The 20760-nt window shown below is 61.6% G+C and carries 13 protein-coding genes and 2 pseudogenes; 9 read left to right on the top strand and 6 right to left on the bottom strand.

What is annotated here, in order from left to right; all coding sequences use genetic code 11:
• Positions 1-147: 147 nt before the first annotated feature.
• The 4 genes from VMP31_RS13240 (at position 148) to hrpA (ending at position 7946) form a co-directional block, all read left to right on the top strand.
• Complete coding sequence (locus VMP31_RS13240; RefSeq protein ID WP_325507836.1) at positions 148-1071, top strand: ABC transporter ATP-binding protein; 924 nt, start codon at positions 148-150, stop codon at positions 1069-1071.
• Positions 1068-1802, top strand: coding sequence for an ABC transporter permease subunit (locus VMP31_RS13235; protein ID WP_325507834.1), 735 nt, complete (start codon positions 1068-1070; stop codon positions 1800-1802). The genes VMP31_RS13240 and VMP31_RS13235 overlap by 4 nt, the downstream gene beginning before the upstream one ends.
• A gap of 8 nt (positions 1803-1810) precedes the next feature.
• On the top strand, positions 1811-3646 hold the full coding sequence (locus tag VMP31_RS13230; RefSeq protein ID WP_325507832.1) for a GldG family protein: 1836 nt from the start codon (positions 1811-1813) through the stop codon (positions 3644-3646).
• A 238-nt stretch (positions 3647-3884) separates the two neighbouring features.
• Positions 3885-7946: an ATP-dependent RNA helicase HrpA gene (hrpA, locus tag VMP31_RS13225; RefSeq protein ID WP_325507830.1), complete on the top strand. Its 4062-nt coding sequence runs from the start codon at positions 3885-3887 to the stop codon at positions 7944-7946.
• A 108-nt stretch (positions 7947-8054) separates the two neighbouring features.
• On the opposite strand, the gene VMP31_RS13220 is transcribed toward hrpA, so the two are convergent.
• Both VMP31_RS13220 and VMP31_RS13215 read right to left on the bottom strand, forming a co-directional pair.
• Complete coding sequence (locus VMP31_RS13220; protein ID WP_325507828.1) at positions 8055-8369, bottom strand: hypothetical protein; 315 nt, start codon at positions 8367-8369, stop codon at positions 8055-8057.
• Positions 8370-8489: 120 nt separating this feature from the next.
• Positions 8490-9062, bottom strand: coding sequence for a hypothetical protein (locus tag VMP31_RS13215; RefSeq protein ID WP_325507826.1), 573 nt, complete (start codon positions 9060-9062; stop codon positions 8490-8492).
• Positions 9063-9203: 141 nt separating this feature from the next.
• On the opposite strand from VMP31_RS13215, the gene VMP31_RS13210 reads away from it, so the two are divergent.
• From VMP31_RS13210 to VMP31_RS13190, 5 genes are all read left to right on the top strand, one after another.
• Positions 9204-9641: an HIT family protein gene (locus tag VMP31_RS13210; protein WP_325507824.1), complete on the top strand. Its 438-nt coding sequence runs from the start codon at positions 9204-9206 to the stop codon at positions 9639-9641.
• Between the two features lie 113 nt (positions 9642-9754).
• Positions 9755-10180, top strand: coding sequence for a 3-isopropylmalate dehydratase (locus VMP31_RS13205; RefSeq protein ID WP_325507822.1), 426 nt, complete (start codon positions 9755-9757; stop codon positions 10178-10180).
• Positions 10181-11275: 1095 nt separating this feature from the next.
• A complete protein-coding gene (locus tag VMP31_RS13200) occupies positions 11276-12787 on the top strand; it encodes a ShlB/FhaC/HecB family hemolysin secretion/activation protein (protein ID WP_325507820.1) in 1512 nt (503 codons plus the stop codon).
• A 77-nt stretch (positions 12788-12864) separates the two neighbouring features.
• Complete coding sequence (locus tag VMP31_RS13195; RefSeq protein WP_325507818.1) at positions 12865-15843, top strand: filamentous hemagglutinin N-terminal domain-containing protein; 2979 nt, start codon at positions 12865-12867, stop codon at positions 15841-15843.
• A 138-nt stretch (positions 15844-15981) separates the two neighbouring features.
• Positions 15982-16794: a hypothetical protein gene (locus tag VMP31_RS13190; protein WP_325507816.1), complete on the top strand. Its 813-nt coding sequence runs from the start codon at positions 15982-15984 to the stop codon at positions 16792-16794.
• A 244-nt stretch (positions 16795-17038) separates the two neighbouring features.
• Here VMP31_RS13190 and VMP31_RS13185 read toward each other — a convergent pair whose 3' ends face one another.
• From VMP31_RS13185 to VMP31_RS13170, 4 genes and pseudogenes are all read right to left on the bottom strand, one after another.
• A complete protein-coding gene (locus tag VMP31_RS13185) occupies positions 17039-17413 on the bottom strand; it encodes a response regulator (protein ID WP_325508046.1) in 375 nt (124 codons plus the stop codon).
• Between the two features lie 63 nt (positions 17414-17476).
• A pseudogene (locus VMP31_RS13180) lies at positions 17477-19606 on the bottom strand (putative bifunctional diguanylate cyclase/phosphodiesterase); the annotation flags it as partial.
• 6 nt (positions 19607-19612) lie between these two features.
• On the bottom strand, positions 19613-20017 hold the full coding sequence (locus VMP31_RS13175; protein WP_325507814.1) for a response regulator: 405 nt from the start codon (positions 20015-20017) through the stop codon (positions 19613-19615).
• A gap of 13 nt (positions 20018-20030) precedes the next feature.
• Positions 20031-20759, bottom strand: a pseudogene (locus tag VMP31_RS13170) (response regulator); the annotation flags it as partial.
• Position 20760 lies beyond the last annotated feature (1 nt).

The raw sequence follows: 20760 nt of genomic DNA, 5'->3' as shown, positions 1-20760 counted from the left end.
TCCGAGCGAGCATATGCACGGCATGACCCCCGGGTTCCCGGCTTGCACTGGCCCTGGCCGACTCCTTATAGTCCGCCGGCATTTAAACGCCCGGCTTGCACCTGCACGGGTCGCGAGCAGGGCCTGTTACCGCAATGGTGAGAGGCCATGATCGAAATAAAAAACCTGACCAAGCGTTTTGCACAGCATACCGTCGTGGACAATCTGTCCTTTAGCGTCCAGCCTGGCGAAGTGCTGGGCTTTCTCGGCCCCAACGGGGCTGGTAAATCCACCACCATGAAGATGCTCACCGGCTTTCTTGCGCCGACCTCGGGCAGTGCCAGCATCCTCGGTTTCGATATCCAGAAAGACACCCTCAAAGCCCAACGGCAGATCGGTTATCTGCCTGAAGGTGCACCCTGCTACGGCGATATGACGGTGCGCAGCTTCCTCGAATTTATCGCCGAGGTGCGCGGCTTCAAGGGTGCCGAGAAGCGTGAGCGGGTGGCCAAGGCGGTTGCTCAGGTCGAGCTGGAAGCCGTGCTGGAGCAGTCTATCGAGACGCTCTCGAAAGGCTTTAAGCGCCGCGTCGGCCTGGCCCAGGCGATTCTGCATGACCCCAAGGTACTGATCCTCGACGAGCCCACCGATGGCCTCGACCCGAATCAGAAGCACCAGGTGCGCAAGCTGATCCAGAGCCTGGCTTACGACAAGATCGTGATCATCTCCACCCACATTCTTGAAGAGGTGTCTGCTGTCTGCACCCGCGCGGTGGTGATCGCCCACGGCAAGCTGCTGGCCGATGGCACGCCGCTGGAGTTGGAAAGCCGTTCGCGTTACCACCAGGCCGTCACGCTGGTGGCCGAAGAGGCGCTGGATCAGGCTGCACTGGCCGCCTTGCCGGGCGTTGCCGGGGTGGAGGAAAACGCCCTGGAACACAGCCTGAGCGTGCTGGCCAAACCGGGGGAGGTGATCTTCCCGCAGGTCAATGCCCTGATCGCCGAGCGCGGCTGGAAGGTGCGTGAGTTGAATGTCGAACGCGGTCGGCTGGACGAAGTGTTCCGCAGCCTGACCCGGGGGGAGAGCGTATGACCAAGCTGTCGGTTATTTTCAAACGCGAGCTGGCGAGCTACTTCGCCACGCCGCTGGCTTACGTATTTATCCTGATCTTTCTGGTGCTGTCCGGGGTGTTCACCTTCTACCTCGGCGGTTTCTTCGAGAGCGGCCAGGCCAACCTGTCGGCATTCTTCAACTTCCACCCCTGGCTCTACCTGTTTCTGGTGCCGGCGATTGCCATGCGCCTGTGGGCCGAGGAGCGCAAGAGCGGCACCATCGAGCTGCTGATGACCCTGCCGATCACCCGTTTTGACGCGGTTACCGGCAAGTTCCTCGCCGCCTGGGCCTTTGCCGGCCTGGCGCTGCTGCTGACCTTCCCGATGATCATCACCGTCAACTACCTGGGCGAGCCGGATAACGGCGCGATCTTTACCGGCTATATCGGCAGCTGGCTGCTGGCGGGTGCTTATCTGGCGATTGGCTCGTGCATGTCGGCGCTGGCGAAGAACCAGGTGATCGCCTTTATCCTCGCGGTCAGCGTGTGCTTTCTGTTTATCGTCAGCGGCTTTCCCATGGTGCTCGACGGCTTCAGTGGCTGGGCCCCGCAATGGCTGGTGGACGCCGTGGCTTCGCTAAGCTTTCTGACCCGTTTCGATGCGATCAGCAAGGGCGTGATTGACCTGCGCGACCTGCTGTATTTCCTCACCCTGATCGCCGCCTGGTTGGCCGCGACCGCGGTGGTTATCGATCTGAAAAAAGCTGACTGAGGCCGCCCATGAAAAAGCTGATGCTTTCCAGCGCCGGGCTCGTACTTATTGCCCTGGCGTTTCTCGCCTTTAACCTGTTCGCCAGCCTGGGCCTGAGCAATGCTCGCCTGGACCTGACCGAACAGAAGCTCTACACCCTGACCGACGGCAGCCGGCAGATCCTTCGGGAGCTGGACCAGCCGCTGGAGCTGAACTTCTTCTACTCCGACGCCGCAACCAAGGAGCTGCCGGTGCTGCGCACCTACGCCAAGCGCGTCGAGGAGATGCTCAAGGCCTATCAGCGCGAGGCCGGTGACAAGCTCAAGCTGAATATCATCGACCCCGCGCCGTTCTCCGAGGACGAAGACAAAGCCGCCGAACTCGGCCTGCAGGGCGTCCCCTTGCAGCAGGGCGGCGACTCCATCTACTTCGGCCTGGCCGGCAAGAATGCCGAAGGCCTGACCCAGGTGATCCCGTTCTTCGCCCTGGATCAGGAGGAGTTCCTCGAATACGAACTCAGCCGCCTGGTGCAGAGCCTGGCTAAACCCGAGCGCCCGGTGGTCGGTGTGCTGTCCGGCCTGCCGGTTAACGGCGGCTTCGATATGGCCGCGCGCCAGCCGACGCCAGCCTGGATGCTGATCGAGGAAGTACGCCAGCTGTTCCAGATCGAAAGCCTGAAAGCCGATGTGGACCTGATCCCTGAGCAGGTGTCGGTACTGCTGCTGATCCATCCCAAGCAGTTGCCCGAGCAGACGCTGTATGCGATCGATCAGTTTGTTCTGCGCGGCGGCAAGCTGCTGACCTTTGTCGACCCCTTTAGCGAGGCCGATACCCAGGCCGAGATGCCGGGTGAAATGGTCCTCGACAAGACCTCCGATCTGCCCGAGCTGTTCAAGGCCTGGGGGCTGCGCATGGTGCCGGAGCAGGTGCTCGGCGACGGCTCCTACGCCATGTCGGTCAGCATGGGCCAGGGCCAACGCCCGGTGCGTCACGCCGCCTGGCTGAGCCTGCCGAAAAAGGCCCTGGATCAGGACGACATCAGCACCGCCTCGCTGGAAACCATCACCGTGGCCACCGCCGGCATACTGGAACCGCTGGAAGGGGCCAAGACCCAGTTCACCCCGCTGATCAGCAGCTCGCAGTACGCCATGCCCTTCGATGTCAAGCGCTTCGGCATGCTGCAGAACCCCGAGGAGCTGATCCGCGAGCTGGAGCCCACCGGCGAGCGCTACACCCTGGCCGCGCGCATCAGCGGCCCGGCGCAAACGGCCTTCCCTGATGGCATTGAGGGGCAGAAGGATGGTCTTAAGCAGGCCGACAATATCAACGTGATCGTCGTGGCCGACACCGATATGCTCACCGATCGCATGTGGGTGCAGGTGCAGGACTTCTTCGGCCAGCGCATCCCGCAGCCCTGGGCCGACAACGCCGCCTTCGCCATCAACACCCTGGACAACCTGGCCGGCAGCGATGCGCTGATCAGCGTGCGTTCGCGGGGCCGCTTTAGCCGGCCGTTCGAGGTGGTGGAGCGGATTCAGCGCGAAGCCGAAGTGCAGTTCCGCGAGAAGGAGCAGACCCTGCAAGCGCGCCTGGCGGAAACCGAGCAGCAGCTCGCGGCCCTGCAGCAGAACGATGACCCGAGCAAGGTGCTCGAACTGACCCCCGAGCAGCAGGCAGCGGTGCAGCGCTTTGTGCAGCAGAAACTGGCGATCCGCAAGGAACTGCGCGACGTGCGTTACCAGCTCAATGCCGATATCGAAGCCCTAGGGCGCACCCTCAAACTGCTTAATATCGTCCTGGTGCCGGTACTCCTGACCCTTGGCGTGTTGGCGCTGTGGTTGTGGCGTCGGCGCAAGCACGGCTGATGGCGTAACTCGGGTAGGGTGGACATGGCGCAGCCTTGTCCACCGTCTGCGCCATTGCTGGCGGACAAAGCTGCGCTATGTCCGCCCTACGTCTGCATTTCGCATGGGTGATGCGGCCGGGCACCCCGCCATGCCCGCGAATCGAGGCCATACGTACTCGGTCGTTTTCCTCTGGTTAAATCTGCGACAATCGCCACCCTCCTGCTCTTCCCCTTGACCCCACCCCCGCGATTACCCGATGACCGAAGCCACGCCCGCCGTTGACCAACTGCTGAAAAACCTCGACCAGACCCTGCTGGGCGATCGTCATCGCCTGCGCCGCCAGTTGCATGAACTGCGCAAGCAGAACCCGGTGGACGAGGCCAAGCTGGCGCAGTGGCTGCAGCGCTTCGAGGCGTCCCGGGCCAAGGTGGAGGCGCGCCGGTTGAGCGTGCCGCCCATGCGTTATGACGACTCCTTACCGATTGCCGCCAAGCGCGACGAGATCAAGGCCGCCATCGCTGCGCATCAGGTGGTGGTGATCGCCGGGGAAACCGGTTCGGGCAAGACCACCCAGTTGCCGAAGATCTGTCTGGAGCTGGGCCGCGGCGTGCATGGTTTGATCGGCCACACCCAGCCGCGCCGTCTGGCTGCGCGCAGCGTGGCTACTCGGGTTGCTGAGGAGATTGGCACGCCGCTGGGCGAGCTGGTCGGCTATCAGGTGCGTTTCGAGGATCAGAGCAACGAGCGCAGCCTGATCAAGCTGATGACCGACGGCATTCTGTTGGCGGAAACCCAGCACGACCGCTACCTGGAAAAGTACGACACGATCATCGTCGACGAAGCCCACGAGCGCAGTCTGAATATCGATTTTCTGCTGGGCTTTCTGAAAACCCTGTTGGTGCGCCGGCCGGACCTCAAGCTGATCATCACCTCGGCGACCATCGACCTGCAGCGCTTCTCCGCGCATTTCGATGGCGCGCCGATTGTCGAAGTGTCCGGCCGCACCTTCCCGGTGGACACCTGGTACCGGCCGCTGACGGCCGAGCAGGACGAAGACGGCAACCGCGTCGAGGAAGACCTCAGCGTCGACCAGGCGCTTCTCGCGACGCTGGATGAAATCAGCGCCTTCGAGAAGGCCGAAGGTACGCGCCCCGGCGATGTGCTGGTGTTCCTGCCTGGCGAGCGCGAGATTCGCGACGCCGCTGAGGTGCTGCGCAAGGCCAACCTGCGCCTGACCGAAGTGCTGCCGCTGTATGCGCGGCTGACCCCGGCCGAGCAGCAGAAGATTTTCGCGCCGATGGGCGCACGCAAGATCGTCTTAGCCACCAACGTCGCGGAAACCTCGCTGACCGTGCCCGGCATCCGCTATGTGATCGACAGCGGCACGGCGCGCATCAGCCGCTACAGCTACCGCGCCAAGGTGCAGCGCCTGCCCATCGAGGCCGTGTCCCAGGCCAGCGCCAACCAGCGCAAGGGCCGTTGCGGGCGGGTCGAACCGGGTATCTGCATTCGCCTGTACAGCGAAGAAGATTTCAACGGTCGCCCGGCCTTTACCGATCCGGAAATCCTCCGTACCAACCTGGCGGCGGTAATTCTGCAGATGCTCCATCTGCGCTTGGGCGAGATCGAGGCATTCCCCTTTATCGAGCCGCCGGATGGCAAGGCCATCAGCGACGGCTTCAATCTGCTGCAGGAACTCTCGGCGGTTAACCGCGAGGGCCAGCTGACGCCGCTGGGTCGCCAGTTGGCGCGTCTGCCGGTGGACCCGCGCCTGGGCCGTATGGTGCTGGAAGGGGCCAAGCAGGGCAGTCTGGAAGAAATCCTGATTATCGCCAGCGCCTTGTCGGTGCAGGATGTGCGCGAGCGCCCGTCTGACCGCCAGCAGGCTGCCGACCAGGCTCACGCGCAGTGGAAGGATGTGGATTCCGACTTCGCCGCGCTGATCAACCTGTGGCGCGGCTTCGAGGAGCAGCGCCAGGCCCTGGGTTCAAGCGCGCTGCGCAGCTGGTGCCGGAAGAACTTCCTTAACTACCTCAGGCTGCGTGAGTGGCGCGACGCGCACCGCCAGCTGGTGCTGATTACCCGTGACTTGCAGCTCTCGCCAGGTAACAGCGCACAGGGTAGGAGCGGCCTTGGCCGCGATGCGGTTGCCGCACCAGAGGCCAATCGCGGCCAAGGCGGAGTGCCGCCCAACCGCTCCTACAACGAGCAGACGCAGGCCAAGGAACTGGCCGACAAGGACGAAGCCGCCCAACGCGCCAAAGGCTACGCCTCCGTGCACAAGGCGATTCTCGCCGGCCTGCTTAGCCAGATCGGCCAGAAGACCGAAGATGGCGACTACCTTGGCGCACGTCAGCGACGCTTCTGGGTGCATCCGTCCTCGGTGATAGGTCGCAAGAAACCCAGTTGGTTGATGGCCAGTGAGCTGGTGGAAACCACCAAGCTGTTTGCCCGTATGGTGGCCAAGATCGAGCCGGACTGGATCGAGCCGCTGGCCGGCCATCTGATCAAGAAAAACCACCTGGAACCGCACTGGGAGAAGAAGCGCGGCCAGGTCGTGGCCTTCGAGCAGATCAGCCTCTACGGTCTGATTGTGGTTGGCCGCCGTCCGGTGCATTTCGGTCCTATCGAGCCGGCGGTCTGTCGCGAGCTGTTTATCCGCGAGGGCCTGGTCGGCGGCGAGATCAACTCGCGCGCCAAGTGCCTGACCGCCAACCGCCTGCTGCTGGAAAAACTCGACGAGCTGGAAGCCAAGGCGCGTCGCCGCGACATTCTCGCTGACGATGAAACCCTGTTTGCCTACTACGAGGCGCGTCTGCCGGCGGATATCTACCAGAGCGCGACTTTTGACAGCTGGTACAAAAGCGAAAGCGCGAAGAACCCTCAGCTGCTGCTTATGCGCGAAGAGGACGTGCTCGCCCGCGATGCCAAGGAAGTCACCGCTGCCCAGTACCCGGACAGCTTGCGCCTGGGCGAACTGACCCTGCCGCTGAGTTATCACTTCGAACCCAATCACCCGCGCGACGGGGTCACTCTGCGCGTGCCTGCGCCGCTATTGCCGCAACTGCCGCCGGAACGCCTGGAATGGCTGGTACCGGGCCTGCTGGAGGCCAAATGCATGGCCCTGGTGCGTGGCCTGCCCAAGGCGCTGCGCAAGAACTTTGTACCGGTGCCGGACTTTGTTGGCGCAGCCCTGGGCAAGATCAGCTTTGCCGACGGCAGCTTGCCCGAAGCCCTTGGCCGTGAGCTGACGCGCATGACCGGTACGCGGGTTAGCGAGGAAGCCTGGACTGAGTCCGCTTCCCAGATCGAAAGCCATTTGCGCATGAATATCGAAGTGGTCGACAACCAGGGCAAGCCCCTGGGCGAAGGCCGCGATCTGAGTGAACTGACCGCGCGCTTTAGCGAAGCCACCCAGGCCGGCCTGGCCCTGCCAAAAACCGCCAAGAGCCAGCAGCCGGTGGAGGCCAAGGCCTTTAGCGAAGTGGCTGCGAAGACTCAGCAGCAGGTCGCTGGCCTGTCCATGACCGTCTACCCGGCGCTGGTGGAGGAGGCGGGCGTGGTCAAGGAAGGGCGCTTCCCGACTTTGGCCGAAGCCGAGTTCCAGCATCGCCGTGCGCTGCAGCGTTTGCTCTTGCAGCAGTTGGCTGAGCAGGCGAAGTTTCTGCGCGGCAAGCTGCCGGGGCTGACCGAGCTGGCGCTGCTGTATCGCGAGCTGGGCCGGGTCGATGCCTTGGTCGAAGACATTCTGTTGGCCAGCCTCGATAGCTGCATTCTCGAAGGCAGCGAGCCGCTGCCGCGCGACGGCGCTGGTCTGGCTGCCCTGGCTGAGCGCAAGCGTGGTGACTGGACCGGTGAAGCCGAGCGCCTGGCCAAGTTGACCTTGGAAATTCTCAAGCTGTGGCACGGCTTGCAGAAACGCTTCAAAGGCAAGATCGACCTGGCCCAGGCCATGGCGCTGAATGACATCAAGCTGCAGCTGAGCAATCTGGTGTATCCCGGTTTCGTCCGCGAAACCCCGGCGCAGTGGCTGAAGGAAGTGCCGCGTTATCTCAAGGCCATCGAGCAACGCCTGGACAAGATCGCCGGCCAGGTGCAGCGCGACCGCGTCTGGAGCGGCGAGCTGGCCGGCTACTGGGAGCAATACCAGGCGCGCCTGGGCAAACACAGTCAGGAAGGTAAGCGCGACCCACAACTTGCCCTGTACCGCTGGCTGCTGGAGGAGTACCGCGTGTCGCTGTTTGCCCAGCAGCTGGGCACCAAGCTGCCGGTATCGGACAAACGCCTGAGCAAGCAGTGGAGCAGCGTCGAGGGTTAAGCCGTCGCGTGCGCACCTCGGCGTTCTCCGTGGGGACGCCGGTGCGCACGGCCTAGGCGGCCCCGCCCACCCTACGGGATAGGGTGACGGGCGCGCTGTCGGCACCGCTCAATCGTCATCGTGCTCGCACTTGACCTCTTTCTTGTACTCGTCGTACTTGGCTTCGATCTTTACCTTGCAGCCGCGCTCCCAGTATTCGTCCTTCCACTCGCCGCGCGGCCAGTAGGTCCCGCGACCGCCTGGGCACTTGATCTCTTCCTTGTAGTCGCCGTCGTCGGCCTCGCGCTTGACCCTGCATGGTCCGTCCCGAAACTCTTCTTCCCACTCGTCATCGTCGTGGCGATGGTCTGCCGCCACTGGGCTTAGCCAGCTACAGAGCAGGATGCACGCCAGCCACAGGCCGGGCCTGGATTTCGCCTTCATTGCAGTACCTCCGCTATAAACGCCCGCCCTGGCGGTCGAATTGACTCTGTCGATATGACAACGGCGGCGGGTGGCTTTATCCGTGGCGCTGCAAGAATGCAGGGACGTTGCAGCCTAGGCTCATTTCAAACCAAAACTGGCCAGCTCTTGCGCCGACAGCAGCTTCATCCGCTGCGGCGCGATGCGCTGCATTTCCTCGGCCAGACGGCTGGGCAGATTCATTTCGCGGAAGTAGGCGGCCGGGCTGTAGCGTTCGTGACGGTGGGCGGCCTGGGCCTGGGCGGAGTCGCCGCTGGAGAAGGGCGGACGATGCAGGCCGACATGGCCGCTGACGGTCTTCTTGTGGCCGGCGGCCAGCAGGTAGATGCAGCTGCCCTGGCAGACGCCCGTGCTCGGCACCAGGGCATTGAAGCCGGTTTCGCGCAGCAGGCGGCCCATGCGCATGGCTTCCGGGGCGCTGCCGCCGATGGTGTCCAGCAGCACGATCTTGCGCTTGAACTGGCCGGGGTTGGCCTGGATGCCCTTGAGCAGGGCCTCGTAGTCGCCGGGAGCAATCTCTTCGCTGACCTTAACCGCCAGCACCCGGCCCAGGCTCGGGTGTTGCGCGGCTTCCACCTCGACCTTGGCCGATACGGCGGCCGCATACAGCGCGGCGAGGCAGAGCAGGGCGGTAAGCGGCAGACGTGAGCGCATGGGGGGATCCTGAAGAGCGGTGAGGTGCAGACAATACCGGCAGGTGGCGATGGGCGCACGTTGTGTCGTGTTGTCATGCGGTTTTGCCCGCAAGCAGGTATGGTTTAGCCCACCTCAAGCCCTGGTTAACGGAGAACCCAGATGAGCCTGCACGGCGATTACGATGCGCAGAATATCTTTGCCCAGATCATTCGCGGCGAAGCCCCTTGCTACAAGCTGTACGAGGACGAGGATGTGCTGGCTTTCCTCGATGTGTTTCCGCAGTCCTACGGCCATACCCTGGTGATTCCCAAGCGCTCTGCTGCGCGCAATATCCTGGATATCGACGTGGACAGCCTGGCCAAGGTGATGGCCGTGGTGCAGCGCCTGACCCGGGTATTGGTGGAGGAGCTGGAACCTGCCGGGGTGCAGGTGGCGCAGTTCAACGGTGCCCCGGCCGGGCAGACGGTGTTCCATATCCACATGCATATCGTGCCGCGCTTTGCCGGGGAGCAGCTGGGCATCCATGCCAGCGTCAAGGCCGAGCCGGCCGAACTTGCGCAATTGCAGGCGCGCCTGCTGCGGCGCATGGGCCACTGAGCCCTGGCCAGCGTGACCGGGCGCGGTGGCACTTGAGGCTAGCCGCGGCTAGGCCGATACTCGAAACGTTTTGCTTTATCCCCCTTACATCCTTGCGCCCATGGAGGGCTCCCATGCGATTGATTTGTGCCGTATTACCGCTGTTGCTGTTGGCCGGCTGCTCGTCCTTCAGGGGCGACCCGGAGAATGTCACTGCGGTACCCGAAGACCGTCTGCTGGGCTATCAGGAACCCCTGGGCAAGGCCGGGCAACTGGTGGTCAACCGCGATTTCGGCGGTATGGGTGCAGGCTGTTATGTGGCCATTCTGGTGGACCGCACAGTGGCGGCGCGCATCGGTATGGGCGAGGTGGCCAGCTTCCAGGTGCCGACCGGCACGCGGGTGCTGGGCATCGGTATCGACGAGATGGACGACACTCTGTGCGGCAAGGGGCGCTTGCGCCGCGAGCTGGCGGTCAAGGTCGAACCCGGCACCAAGCAGAACTTCCGCATCGTCAGCGATAACCGCAAGGGTTTCGATATCGAGGCGGAAACCCGCTGATAGACCGCTGCAAAGATCAATGCCGCCGTAGGGTGTGCCGTGCGCACCCGTCATAGGTTTTTATCTGAGGTGCGCCGCACGGCGCACCCTGTCTACGCGAACCGTTGGGCAAGACGACCCTGGCCTATAGCCGTGGGTTTCTGTTGAGGCCTGCACCCTAAAGATTTCTGCCCATGCACCCCTCATCTGCCTAGCGGGCAGGCCCAGCATTGATCCGTTGCTGATGGGCAGTAACGGGTACCTCTCTGTTGGGTAAAACCACGCGGCTTTAGAGCCAATGATGGTTGCCTACAGGCATAGGGTTATAGCCTGCGTGGCGTCAGGGGGCTTGTTTTTTATAGGTATATGACACTTTTCCGTAACTTTCTATTGGCTATTAAGTGGTGTGAGAAGTGCTATCAATTTTGTATGTGCGCTATCCAACATATGACGGACTTTTATTTATTCTTATTGCTGCTAAAGCTGTAGGCCGTCAGGGACTTATAGTCTTTGCGATAAATCACGCTTCATAATCTCGATAAATTCTCTAGCGTATTTTTTTACTGTGCTATACATTGCTGATACGGTTGTTTGTATAGCGGAAGTTTTCTGGCTATGAATGCTGGCAACAGCTCAGTCGTTCGCTTGATGTGGCGGTTGTTGATTTTTTGCTGATCGCTACAAACGGGCCAGCCCCAGCCTAGAGCTGCCCGTAAACGCTTTTAGCGGGCCGTCGCGGCTGGCGAGCCGAAGCAGGCTTAATTAAGTAAGTGGTTAGTGTGAACTTTTATTAATATTCGAGTTCGCGGCACGACGCTGGGTCTGTTTGGGTAGCGTTCTCATCTTCTTGTTTGTTTAACACCTTCAACGAATTTCGCGTGAATAAAAACGCGAGACGGGCCTCTGCGGGTTTTCGCTAGGCGCGTTTCAAACAGTTAGAGCATGCCCAGGGGTAATATAATAATGCAAAGAAAGTTTATGACGTTTGCGCTGCTGACATTGAGTTCCGGTGTATTTGCCGCTCAGTTTCCAAGCGGCGGTAGCCAACTCCAACAAATACCACCATCCCCTAGCCTGCAAAAAGCAGAGCCCGAGATTCGTGTTGAGCAAAGCCAGGTGCCTGTCACTCCGGCGGCGGACTCGGCGAAAATACAGGTCAATTCACTGCATTTGACCGGCCAGAGTCTGTACTCCGAAACCGAACTGCTCGGCCTTACCGGGTTTACTGCGGGCGAAGAGTTGAGCCTCGGTCAATTGCAGCAAATGGCCGCACGAATCGCCGCTTTCTATCACGAGAACGGTTATTTCGTAGCCCAGGCCTATCTGCCTGCTCAAGAGATCCAGCAGGGTGCCGTGACTATTGCGGTGGTTGAGGGGCGCTACGGCGATATCAGCCTGCGTAACCAGAGCAATCTTTCCGATCGACAGGCGAACAGCGCCCTCGATGGCCTCAACAGTGGTGAGGTGATCGACTCGGCTCCGCTCGAGAGCCGCCTGCTGCTGCTCTCGGACACGCCAGGGGTGAACGTCCGCTCGACCCTGGTTCCGGGTGCGTCTGTCGGTGCCGCCGACCTGATCGTTGATGTCACGCCTGGGCAACGGGTAACCGGCAGCATTGATGCCGACAACGCCGGCAACTATTACACCGGCGAGTATCGCCTCGGCGCGACCTTGAATATCAACAACCTGGCCGGTCAGGGTGATGTCGCCACCCTGCGTGCGCTGAGCACCTTTGATGGCTTGAACTATGGGCGTGCGGCCTACCAGATGCAGTTTGGCAAGGCCACCGCAGGCGTTGCCTACAGCCGCATGGAGTATGAGCTGGGCAAGGGCTTCAGTGACCTGGATGCCAACGGCACGGCAGATATCTTCAGCGTCTTCGGCAGTTACCCGCTGCTGCGCTCGCGCAGAAGCAACCTCTATGCCCAGCTTGGCTATGACTACAAAACCTTCGAAGACCGCATCGACGCGATTCCGCTGGTTACCGACAAGAATATCCATGTGCTGATGGCCAGCCTGCACGGCAACCATCGCGATGATTTCGCCGGTGGCGGCCTGACGGCAGCTTCTCTGACCTGGTCCACCGGGGTGCTCGATATCGAAACCCCCGAGGCCCGCGCTGCGGATTCCATCACGGCGCGTAGCAATGGTCACTACGACAAGCTGGGTTTCCATGTGATGCGCCTGCAACACATCACCGACAGGGTCTCGCTGTATGGCGCGGTCAGTGGGCAGGTCGCTTCGAAAAATCTCGACAGTTCGGAACAGATGTCCCTTGGCGGCATGTACGGCGTGCGCGCCTACCCCCAGGGCGAGGCCTTTGGCGATGAAGGCTATCTGGCGACGCTGGAGGCCAGGCTGTTGCTGCCGCAGTTCTCCGACCAACAGGTCGGGCAAGTGCACCTGATCGGTTTCGTCGATGGCGGCTCCGTCACCGTCAACAAGGATCCCTGGGATGGCTCAGACAACAGCCGGACCCTCAGCGGCGCTGGTGTCGGTGTCAACTGGATCGACAATAACAATTTCTCTGTAAAGGCTTACTACGCGCAAAAGCTGGGCAGTGAGGAGGCAACCGCTGCTCCGGATTCGAACGGCCGCCTCTGGGTGCAATTGGTCAAATATTTTTGATCGGCGCATTCAGTACCGCAACGAACACGGGCCTGACCACGCCTGCAAAAACGCCTGAAACAGAGTAGGAAGACGCCATGAATAATATTTACCAGTCGATCTGGAACGCCAAGAGCGGCACTTTTGTTGCGGCATCCGAGCACGCCAAGAGTGGCGGCAAGAAAACCGCCAGTGCCCGCAAAAGCAGCGTAACCCGAGGCGTGGGATTCGCCCTCAAATCGCTCGCAGCCTCTGTCATGCTGGCTGCGGGGTTCAATGTTTACGCCCTGCCCACTGGTGGCGCGGTGTCTGCTGGCGGTGCCAGCATTGCCGGTAGCGGCGGCAGCATGACCATTACCCAGACCACGCAGAATGCCAGCATCAACTGGCAGAGCTTCAATATCGGTCAGGGCGAAGCGGTGACTTTTGCTCAGCCCAACAGCAGCGCAATTGCGCTCAACCGGGTATTGGGTTCCGACCCTTCGAGCATCCTGGGTAACCTCAACGCCAACGGTAAGGTGTTCCTGATCAACCCCAATGGCGTGCTGTTCGGCCAGAGCGCCTCGGTCAATGTTGGCGGCCTGGTGGCCTCGACCCTGAATCTGAGCGACAGCGACTTTATGTCGGGCAACTATCAGTTTGCCGGCACAGCTGACGGCAGTGTGGTCAACCAGGGCACGATCAATGCGGACGGTGGCTATGTCGCCTTGCTGGGTGCCAATGTGAGCAACCAGGGGGTTATTCAGGCCAATCTTGGCACTGTGGCGCTGGCGGCGGGCGATGCCATCACCCTCGACGTGGCTGGCGATGGCTTGCTCAATGTCGCCGTCAACCAGGGCGCGGTGGATGCTTTGGTGCAGAACGGCGGGATGATCCAGGCCGATGGCGGCAAGGTAGTGATGACCGCTCGATCGGCGGGCAGTCTGGTCCAGTCGGTGGTTAACAACACCGGGGTGATCCGCGCCCAGAGCATCGAAAACCGCAATGGCACCATCATGCTGATGGGCGACATGCAGAGCGGCACCCTGAATATTGGCGGCACCCTCGATGTGTCCGGCACCGATGCCGGGGAGACTGGCGGTAGCGTTACGGCGACTGCCCATCACGTCGGCCTGGTCGGCGCAGAAATCAACGCTTCCGGCGATGCCGGCGGCGGCACCGTGCTGCTTGGCGGTGGCTACCAGGGCAAGAACACAGCGGTGGCGAATGCCAGCGCCACCTATATGAGCGCTGACTCCAGCATCAACGCCGATGCCATCACCAAGGGCGACGGCGGCACTGTGGTGCTTTGGGGTAACGAGTCGACCCGCGCCTATGGCACTGTCACTGCCCGTGGCGGTGCACAATCGGGTGACGGTGGTCTGGTTGAGACTTCCGGTGGCTGGCTGGATGTGTCGGGTATCAAGGTCAATACCAGCGCCGCGCAGGGCCTGTTCGGCATGTGGTTGCTCGACCCGGCCGATATCACCATCTCCAGTGCATCCACTTCGGGTGCCACTTCCACCGGCAACGTCTTCGCCCCGGATTCCGGGGTCAATGTGGCCAATATCAATGTCAATGACCTAGTGACCGCCCTGGGCGGCAGCAACATCACCGTGACCACGGAAAATACCGGTGCCAGTGGCAGTGGTAATGGCGATATCACGGTGATGAACGCCATCACCTGGGTGGCACCGACCACGCTGACCCTGAACGCCGATCGAGACGTTAACGTAAACCTGGGTGCCGATATCACCGCCACCCTGGGTAGCCTGGTGGCCAACGCCGGGCGCGACGTCAACGTCAATGCGGACATCACCACCACCACCGGTGGTCTTAGTTTTATTGCCGTCAATGACGTCGATATCAACGCAGCCACGACCATCACCACGGGTAACCTCACCGCGGTCGCCGGGCAGAACGTCAACCTGAACGCGGCCATGACGGTCACCACCGGCGATGTCATCCTGCGTGCCGACAATGACGGTACCGGGCCGGGTGCGGTTCTCGGTGGCACCGTGCTGATTACCTGCGGCATCAACTGCATCACTATCGGTACGGGTGATCTGAGCATCCGTTTCAATCCGGTGAGTTACGCCCAGACCAACGCTGAAATCCTCGCCTACGGTTTGAACCTGACCGGTGGCGGAGCCCTGGATGCCAAAGCCTGGGTATTTGGGCAGGGCACCGACAAGGTTTACGACGGCCTGCGCGACGCTACCGTCAGTGGCTTTGAGCCTGATGTCACCGCAGCGCCGCCTCCTGTCGCCCTGGGTGCGGTCAGCAACGCGCTGTTCGACACCAAGGATGTCGGCGTGGAGAAGCTGATCACTTATGAAAGCACCTTCTTCGATGCGGTCTTTGAGCTCTTTGCCCCCTTCGGCACGGCCCTGGGTACCTATGTCACCCGGGCCGATATCACCCCGGCCCCGTTGACCATCACGGCCAACGATGCCACCAAGGTATTCGGCGACACGCTGGTTCTGGGCACATCGGCTTTCACCTCGGTCGGCCTGGTGGCCGGTGAGACCATTGGCGGGGTTACCCTGACCAGCCCCGGCACGGTGGCGACGGCCTCCGTGGACGGCAACCCCTATGCAATTACGCCCAGCGATGCAGTTCCGGGTACTTTCGATGCAGACAACTACGCCATCAACTATGTCGATGGCACGTTGTTGATCAGCCAACTGGTGCCGGTAGATCCAGTCGATCCGGTAGATCCAGTAGATCCAGTAGATCCAGTGGACCCAGTCGATCCGCCCATTGACTCAACGCCGCCAGGCTCGACTCCGCCGGGTTCAACGCCACCCGACTCGACCCCGCCGGATCTGCCGACGGAGACGCTGCCGACCGAGACATTGCCAGGGGTCACCAGTCCGAGTACCACCAGCCCCTATGACGATGATACCGGTCGCGAATTTGTATCTGCGCCGCCACTCCTGGCTGCTGGCTTGAACTTCGCGACAGAGGGCGCAGGGATCAATATGCAGGTTGCCCAGTTGGACCAGCTAACGGCCTTGCCCGTGGTAATGGAGGAAGAGGAGCCGCCAGTACGCTATGTCACGCCGATCTATCCGCCTAGGCAGGATCGCAACTAAGTTGTAGAGTTTATTTGCCTTCACCTGACCAGGGCCTTAGCGGGCCCTGGCTACAGGGGCACAGCCCACTCAATGGGAATGTTGGTGGCATGAGCGGATGTTTATGGACAGGTTGGTTGTCCAACACCTGGACAGACTATGAACACTGATGAAAGCAGCCTTTCTCTGCCGTCGCTGCCCGGACCAGAAGCCAATAAGCTAGCGGTTGGCAGTCGCGCGGGCGGTGCAAAAAAAATCTGCCTGGGGTTTCTGCTCATTGTGAGCATTAGCGCCCAGCAACAGGCCTGGGCGGAAGATCCCTGGCAAGCATTTACGCTGACTCAGCCGGTGGCTGGGCAGCAACCTCTGGTGACCGAAACAGCCAGCGCGGTAAGCGTCGTGCGCCGGCGGGCGAACTTCAAGGACGAACAAGCCTCCTTGCCCGCGCGGCAGGCCGCGAACTGGGTTGTCGACTCGGGCGATAACCTGGGCATGCCCTTTATGATTGTTGACAAGGCGCAGGCTCGGGTCTTGCTGTTCGATGCAAACGGACAGCTCAACGGTTCGGCCTCGGCGCTGCTCGGCCTGGCAGTGGGGGATGACTCCGTGCCCGGTATCGGAACGCGCAAGTTATCCAGCATTCGCCCGGAGGAACGCACCACCCCGGCGGGGCGTTTTGTGGTGTCGTTGGGTCGCAACCTTCAAGGCAAGGAAATTCTCTGGGTGGATTATGAAAATGCCATCTCGCTGCACCGGGTCGCGACCGGTAACGCCAAAGAGCGGCGTGCCGAACGCCTGGCTTCGGCGAATATCCACGACAAGCGGATTTCCTATGGCTGCATCAACGTACCGGTGGAGTTCTTCGACCGTCATGTCAGCCCAGCTTTCAGCGCAACCAATGGCGTTGTCTATGTGCTGCCGGAAACCCGGGCGAACAATAAGGTTTTCGCCTCCTACTATGCGGTGGAGTAGCAGCGCTTAGCCGTGCCGGCGCAGCCCGATGATGGCGATTCGATCGAGCTTGCCAGCCGCCGTGTCGCTGCTGCGTTCGATACGCTCACAACCTCTGACTCGATTCCGTATCGTCACCCAGTCCCAGGGCGGCTTCGATATCCTGGCCGAAACCCAGTGATCCACTGAGCGTGCTCGCGCCATAACCGTCCCTGGTTGTATCCGGGACGGAGCCGGTAGGGCGGGTAAGTCTGCGGCACGCAGGCTAATCGGGCGGCAGGTCGTGCACCAGCCAATAGTGGCGAAAGGCTTCGCGGATGTTGTCGCGCAGGGTCTTGTTGTCCCAGGGCTTGGTGTAGAAGCGATAGATCGCCCCGTGGTTGATCGCCTCCAGAATGGATTCCAGATCGGTATAGCCCGACAGAATGATTCTGAAGGTGTCGGGATAGAGGTTCTTGACTCGGTCGAGGAACTCGGTGCCGCTCATGTCGGCCATGCGCTGGTCGCAGAGAATGACCTGCACCGGATGCAGTGCCAGCAGCTCGAAGCCCTCGGCGGCAGAGCGCGCCGACAATACCTGGTAGCCGTCCTGATAGAGCAGGCGCTGCAGGGATGCCAGTACATGGGTTTCATCGTCCACCAGCAGCAGGGTCTTGGGTGGACGAATTTCATTCTGGGGCGGCGGCAGGCATTTTCCCTCCCGCAGTAACTGTTCCAGTGCGGCCACTGGTTGCGGTGGGCTGAAATAGAAGCCCTGGATCTGATCGCAGCGGTTGCGCCGCAAATAGGACAGCTGCGCCGCGGTTTCCACCCCTTCGGCGACCACCTCCAATTTCAAGCTGTGGGCCATGCGGATAATCGCCAGGACGATGGCGGCATCGTCCGGGCTGCAGGTGATATTGCGCACAAAGGCGATGTCGATCTTCAGCTTGTCGATGGGGAAGCGGTGTAAATAGGCCAGGCTCGAATAGCCGGTGCCGAAATCGTCGATGGAAATCTGTACGCCGCGTTGCTTCAGGTTCTGCAAACAGGCGATGGTGGGCGCGGTGTTCGCCATCAGCGTGCTTTCGGTCAGTTCCAGTTCGAGCAGGTCAGCGTCGATGCCGTTATCGTCGATGGCGCGGGTGATATCGCCCTCCAGATCGCCTTCGATAAATTGGCGGCCGCAGACATTCACCGCCACTTGCATAGGCCCGACCGAGGAGCGCAGCCAGAGGGCGATCTGCGCGCAGGCTGTGGCGATCACCCAACTGCCCACGCGGACGATCAAACCGGTTTCTTCCAGAACCGGGATAAAGTCCTGGGGCGACATCAGACCGTGTCCGGGACGTTGCCAGCGCAGCAAGGCTTCGACGCCGGTCACCCGCCCGCTATGGAGTTGCACCTTGGGCTGGTAGAACAGCACGAACTCGCCCCGCTCGACTGCCTTGCGCAGGGCTATTTCCAATTCGAGGCGGGCCAGCACTTCGGTATTCATCTGCGCCGTGAAAAAACGGTAGGTGTCGCGCCCGGCCTGTTTGGCCCGGTACATGGCGGTGTCCGCGTACTTGATCAGGGTGTCGGCGTCCGCAGCATCGTCGGGATGCAGAGTGATGCCGATGCTGGCGGTCAGCGTTACCTCGCGGCCTTGCAGGTCGAAGGGCGTGCGCAATGCCTCGCGGATCTTGTTGGCCACCAGGGTTGCGCCTTGCTGGCTGTCCTGCATCACCAGGATCAAGGCGAACTCGTCGCCACCCAAGCGGCCGACCGTGTCGCGCACACGCACGCATTGCACCAGACGGTCGCTGAACTGCCTGAGCAACTCATCGCCGCTGGCATGGCCGAGGGTGTCGTTGATGTATTTGAAGTGATCCAGGTCGATAAACAGGACGGCGATCAGCCACTGCTTGTCCGCAGCCTGGAGCAGAGTTTTTTTCAGGGTGTCGTAGAACAGCATGCGGTTGGGCAGGCCGGTGAGGGTGTCGTAATGGGCCAGGCGGTGCAGATGCGCTTGGGCCTCCTTGCGTTCGGTGATATCGCGCACCACGTCGACGATGATCCAGTCCGCACCGGAACGCTGGGCCTGGCGCTGCACCTCGACCTGAAGCAGGGAACCATCCTTGCGCTGTATCTGGCTTTCCGACAATTCGCCGGCGTCGCTGCCCGCGATCAGGCCGTCGTACAGCTGTGTGAGGTGCTCGAACGTTCCTCCGCCCAATTGCGCCGGGCCCAGCAGCAGCAGTTCGTCGCGGCTGTAGCCGAGCATCCTGCAGGCGGTCGCATTGACCTCAAAGAAACGCATGCTGGCGCGATTCACCAGGAAAATCGCATCGGCGGTGGCGTCCATCGCCGAGCGAAAACGCTGCAAGTCGGCGGCGCGTGCCTGCACCTGTTGCTCTAGTACCCTGGTATGGTTCTGCACGAAATCGCTGAAGGCTTTCAGGCGCAACAGGTTGCGTACCCGCAGCCACAGTTCGGCGCGGTCGACCGGTTTGGTCAGAAACTCTTCCGCCCCTGCATTCAGGCCGGCCAGGCGGGCTGCGCGGTCGATCTGCGCTGAGACCATGATGATCGGGATAGTCGAGGTGATGGGGTTGGCTTTGAGCCGGGTGGCCACCGCGTAGCCGTCCATGCCCGGCATCATGACGTCCAGCAGAATCAGGTCCGGTGCGCATTGGGCGATTGAGGCCAGCGCCTCTGCGCCGTTGGCGGCGGTCTGGGTGAGATAGCCTTCGGGCCGCAGCAGCACTTCCAGCAGTTTGCGGTTGTGCAGTTCGTCGTCGACGATCAGCACAGTGGCCATGGCACTGGCAGTGGACTCGGTTACGGACGGAATAATCGTAGGACCGGTCATGGGCGGCTAATCAACGGGGGTTTTGGCATGGAGCGCGGGCAGCGTGCGTTTGGCCAATAGTCTGTCTATCACGGTATAGAGCTCCAGGTAGCGCAGCGGTTTACTGATATAGGCGTCGCAACCGGCAAGGCGGCTTTTTTCCTGATCCTCTTTCATCGCCATGGCGGTCAGGGCGATGACCGGAATGGCGACGGTGAGCGGATCCTGTTTGAGCATGGCGGTCGCGGCCAGGCCGTCCATTCCGGGCAGCTGGATATCCATCAGGATCAGGTCGGGCGGGTCGGCACGGGCCAGCAGCAGGCCGGCCTCGGCGTCGGTCGCGCCAAGCACCCGGTGGCCGGCGCTGCGTATCAGCAGGGAGGCCAGCTTCATGTTCGCCGGGTTGTCTTCAATGACCAGGATGCTTGCCATCGGTGAAGTCCTTTTAAGGTGACAGCGTACGCCGCACTTCGGCGATAAAGCGGTCCTTATTGAACCCGGCTTTTTCGACGATATGAATGACCTGGCCGGGATTGCCGTTCAGCGTGGCACGGTCCTGGGCAGTGATTTGTTTGGCGGTCACCACCAGGATCGGGATATGCGCCGTGGCGTTATCGAGTTGCAGGGCCGCGACCACATCGAAGCCGTTGACGTCCGGCATCATCAGGTCGAGCAGGATCAGGTCGGGGTGCAAGCGCTGCGCCAGAGTGATCGCCTCGCTGCCGCCGTAGGCGCGTACCACTGCATAGGCCGGCGGCGGCAGGAATGCGGCTATCACTTCGACGGCTTTGGGGTCGTCGTCCACCACCAGTACGGTGTGGGTGCGTTCGGCAATCGGGTGCAGCTTCAGCGAGGTCAGGGAGGCTTTCAGTTGGGTGCGGCTGACAGGTTTTTGCAGCAGAGCGGCGGCCCCGGCGGTGAGCGCCATATTGCTGGTGTTGTCGGCCAGAACCGAGATGATCATCACCGGCACCCTGGCCAGGGTCGTGTTTTCCCGTATGCACTGCAGGAACTCCCAACCGTCGATACCCGGCAGGAGAATATCCAGGGTGATCAGGCTCAGCTTGTGTTGGGGTGCCAACAGCAGGGCGGCTTCGGCGTTGGTCGCGTGTAACACGCTGAAGCCTTCTGCTTCGAGCAATAGACGAATCAGCTCGGCGGCCTGATCGTCACTC

It is taken from the genome of Pseudomonas sp. (assembly GCF_035512415.1).
In the GTDB taxonomy this organism is placed as follows: Bacteria; Pseudomonadota; Gammaproteobacteria; order Pseudomonadales; family Pseudomonadaceae; genus Aquipseudomonas.
Note: the sequence above shows the minus strand (reverse complement) of the source record. Positions and strands in the feature narration are given on the sequence as shown.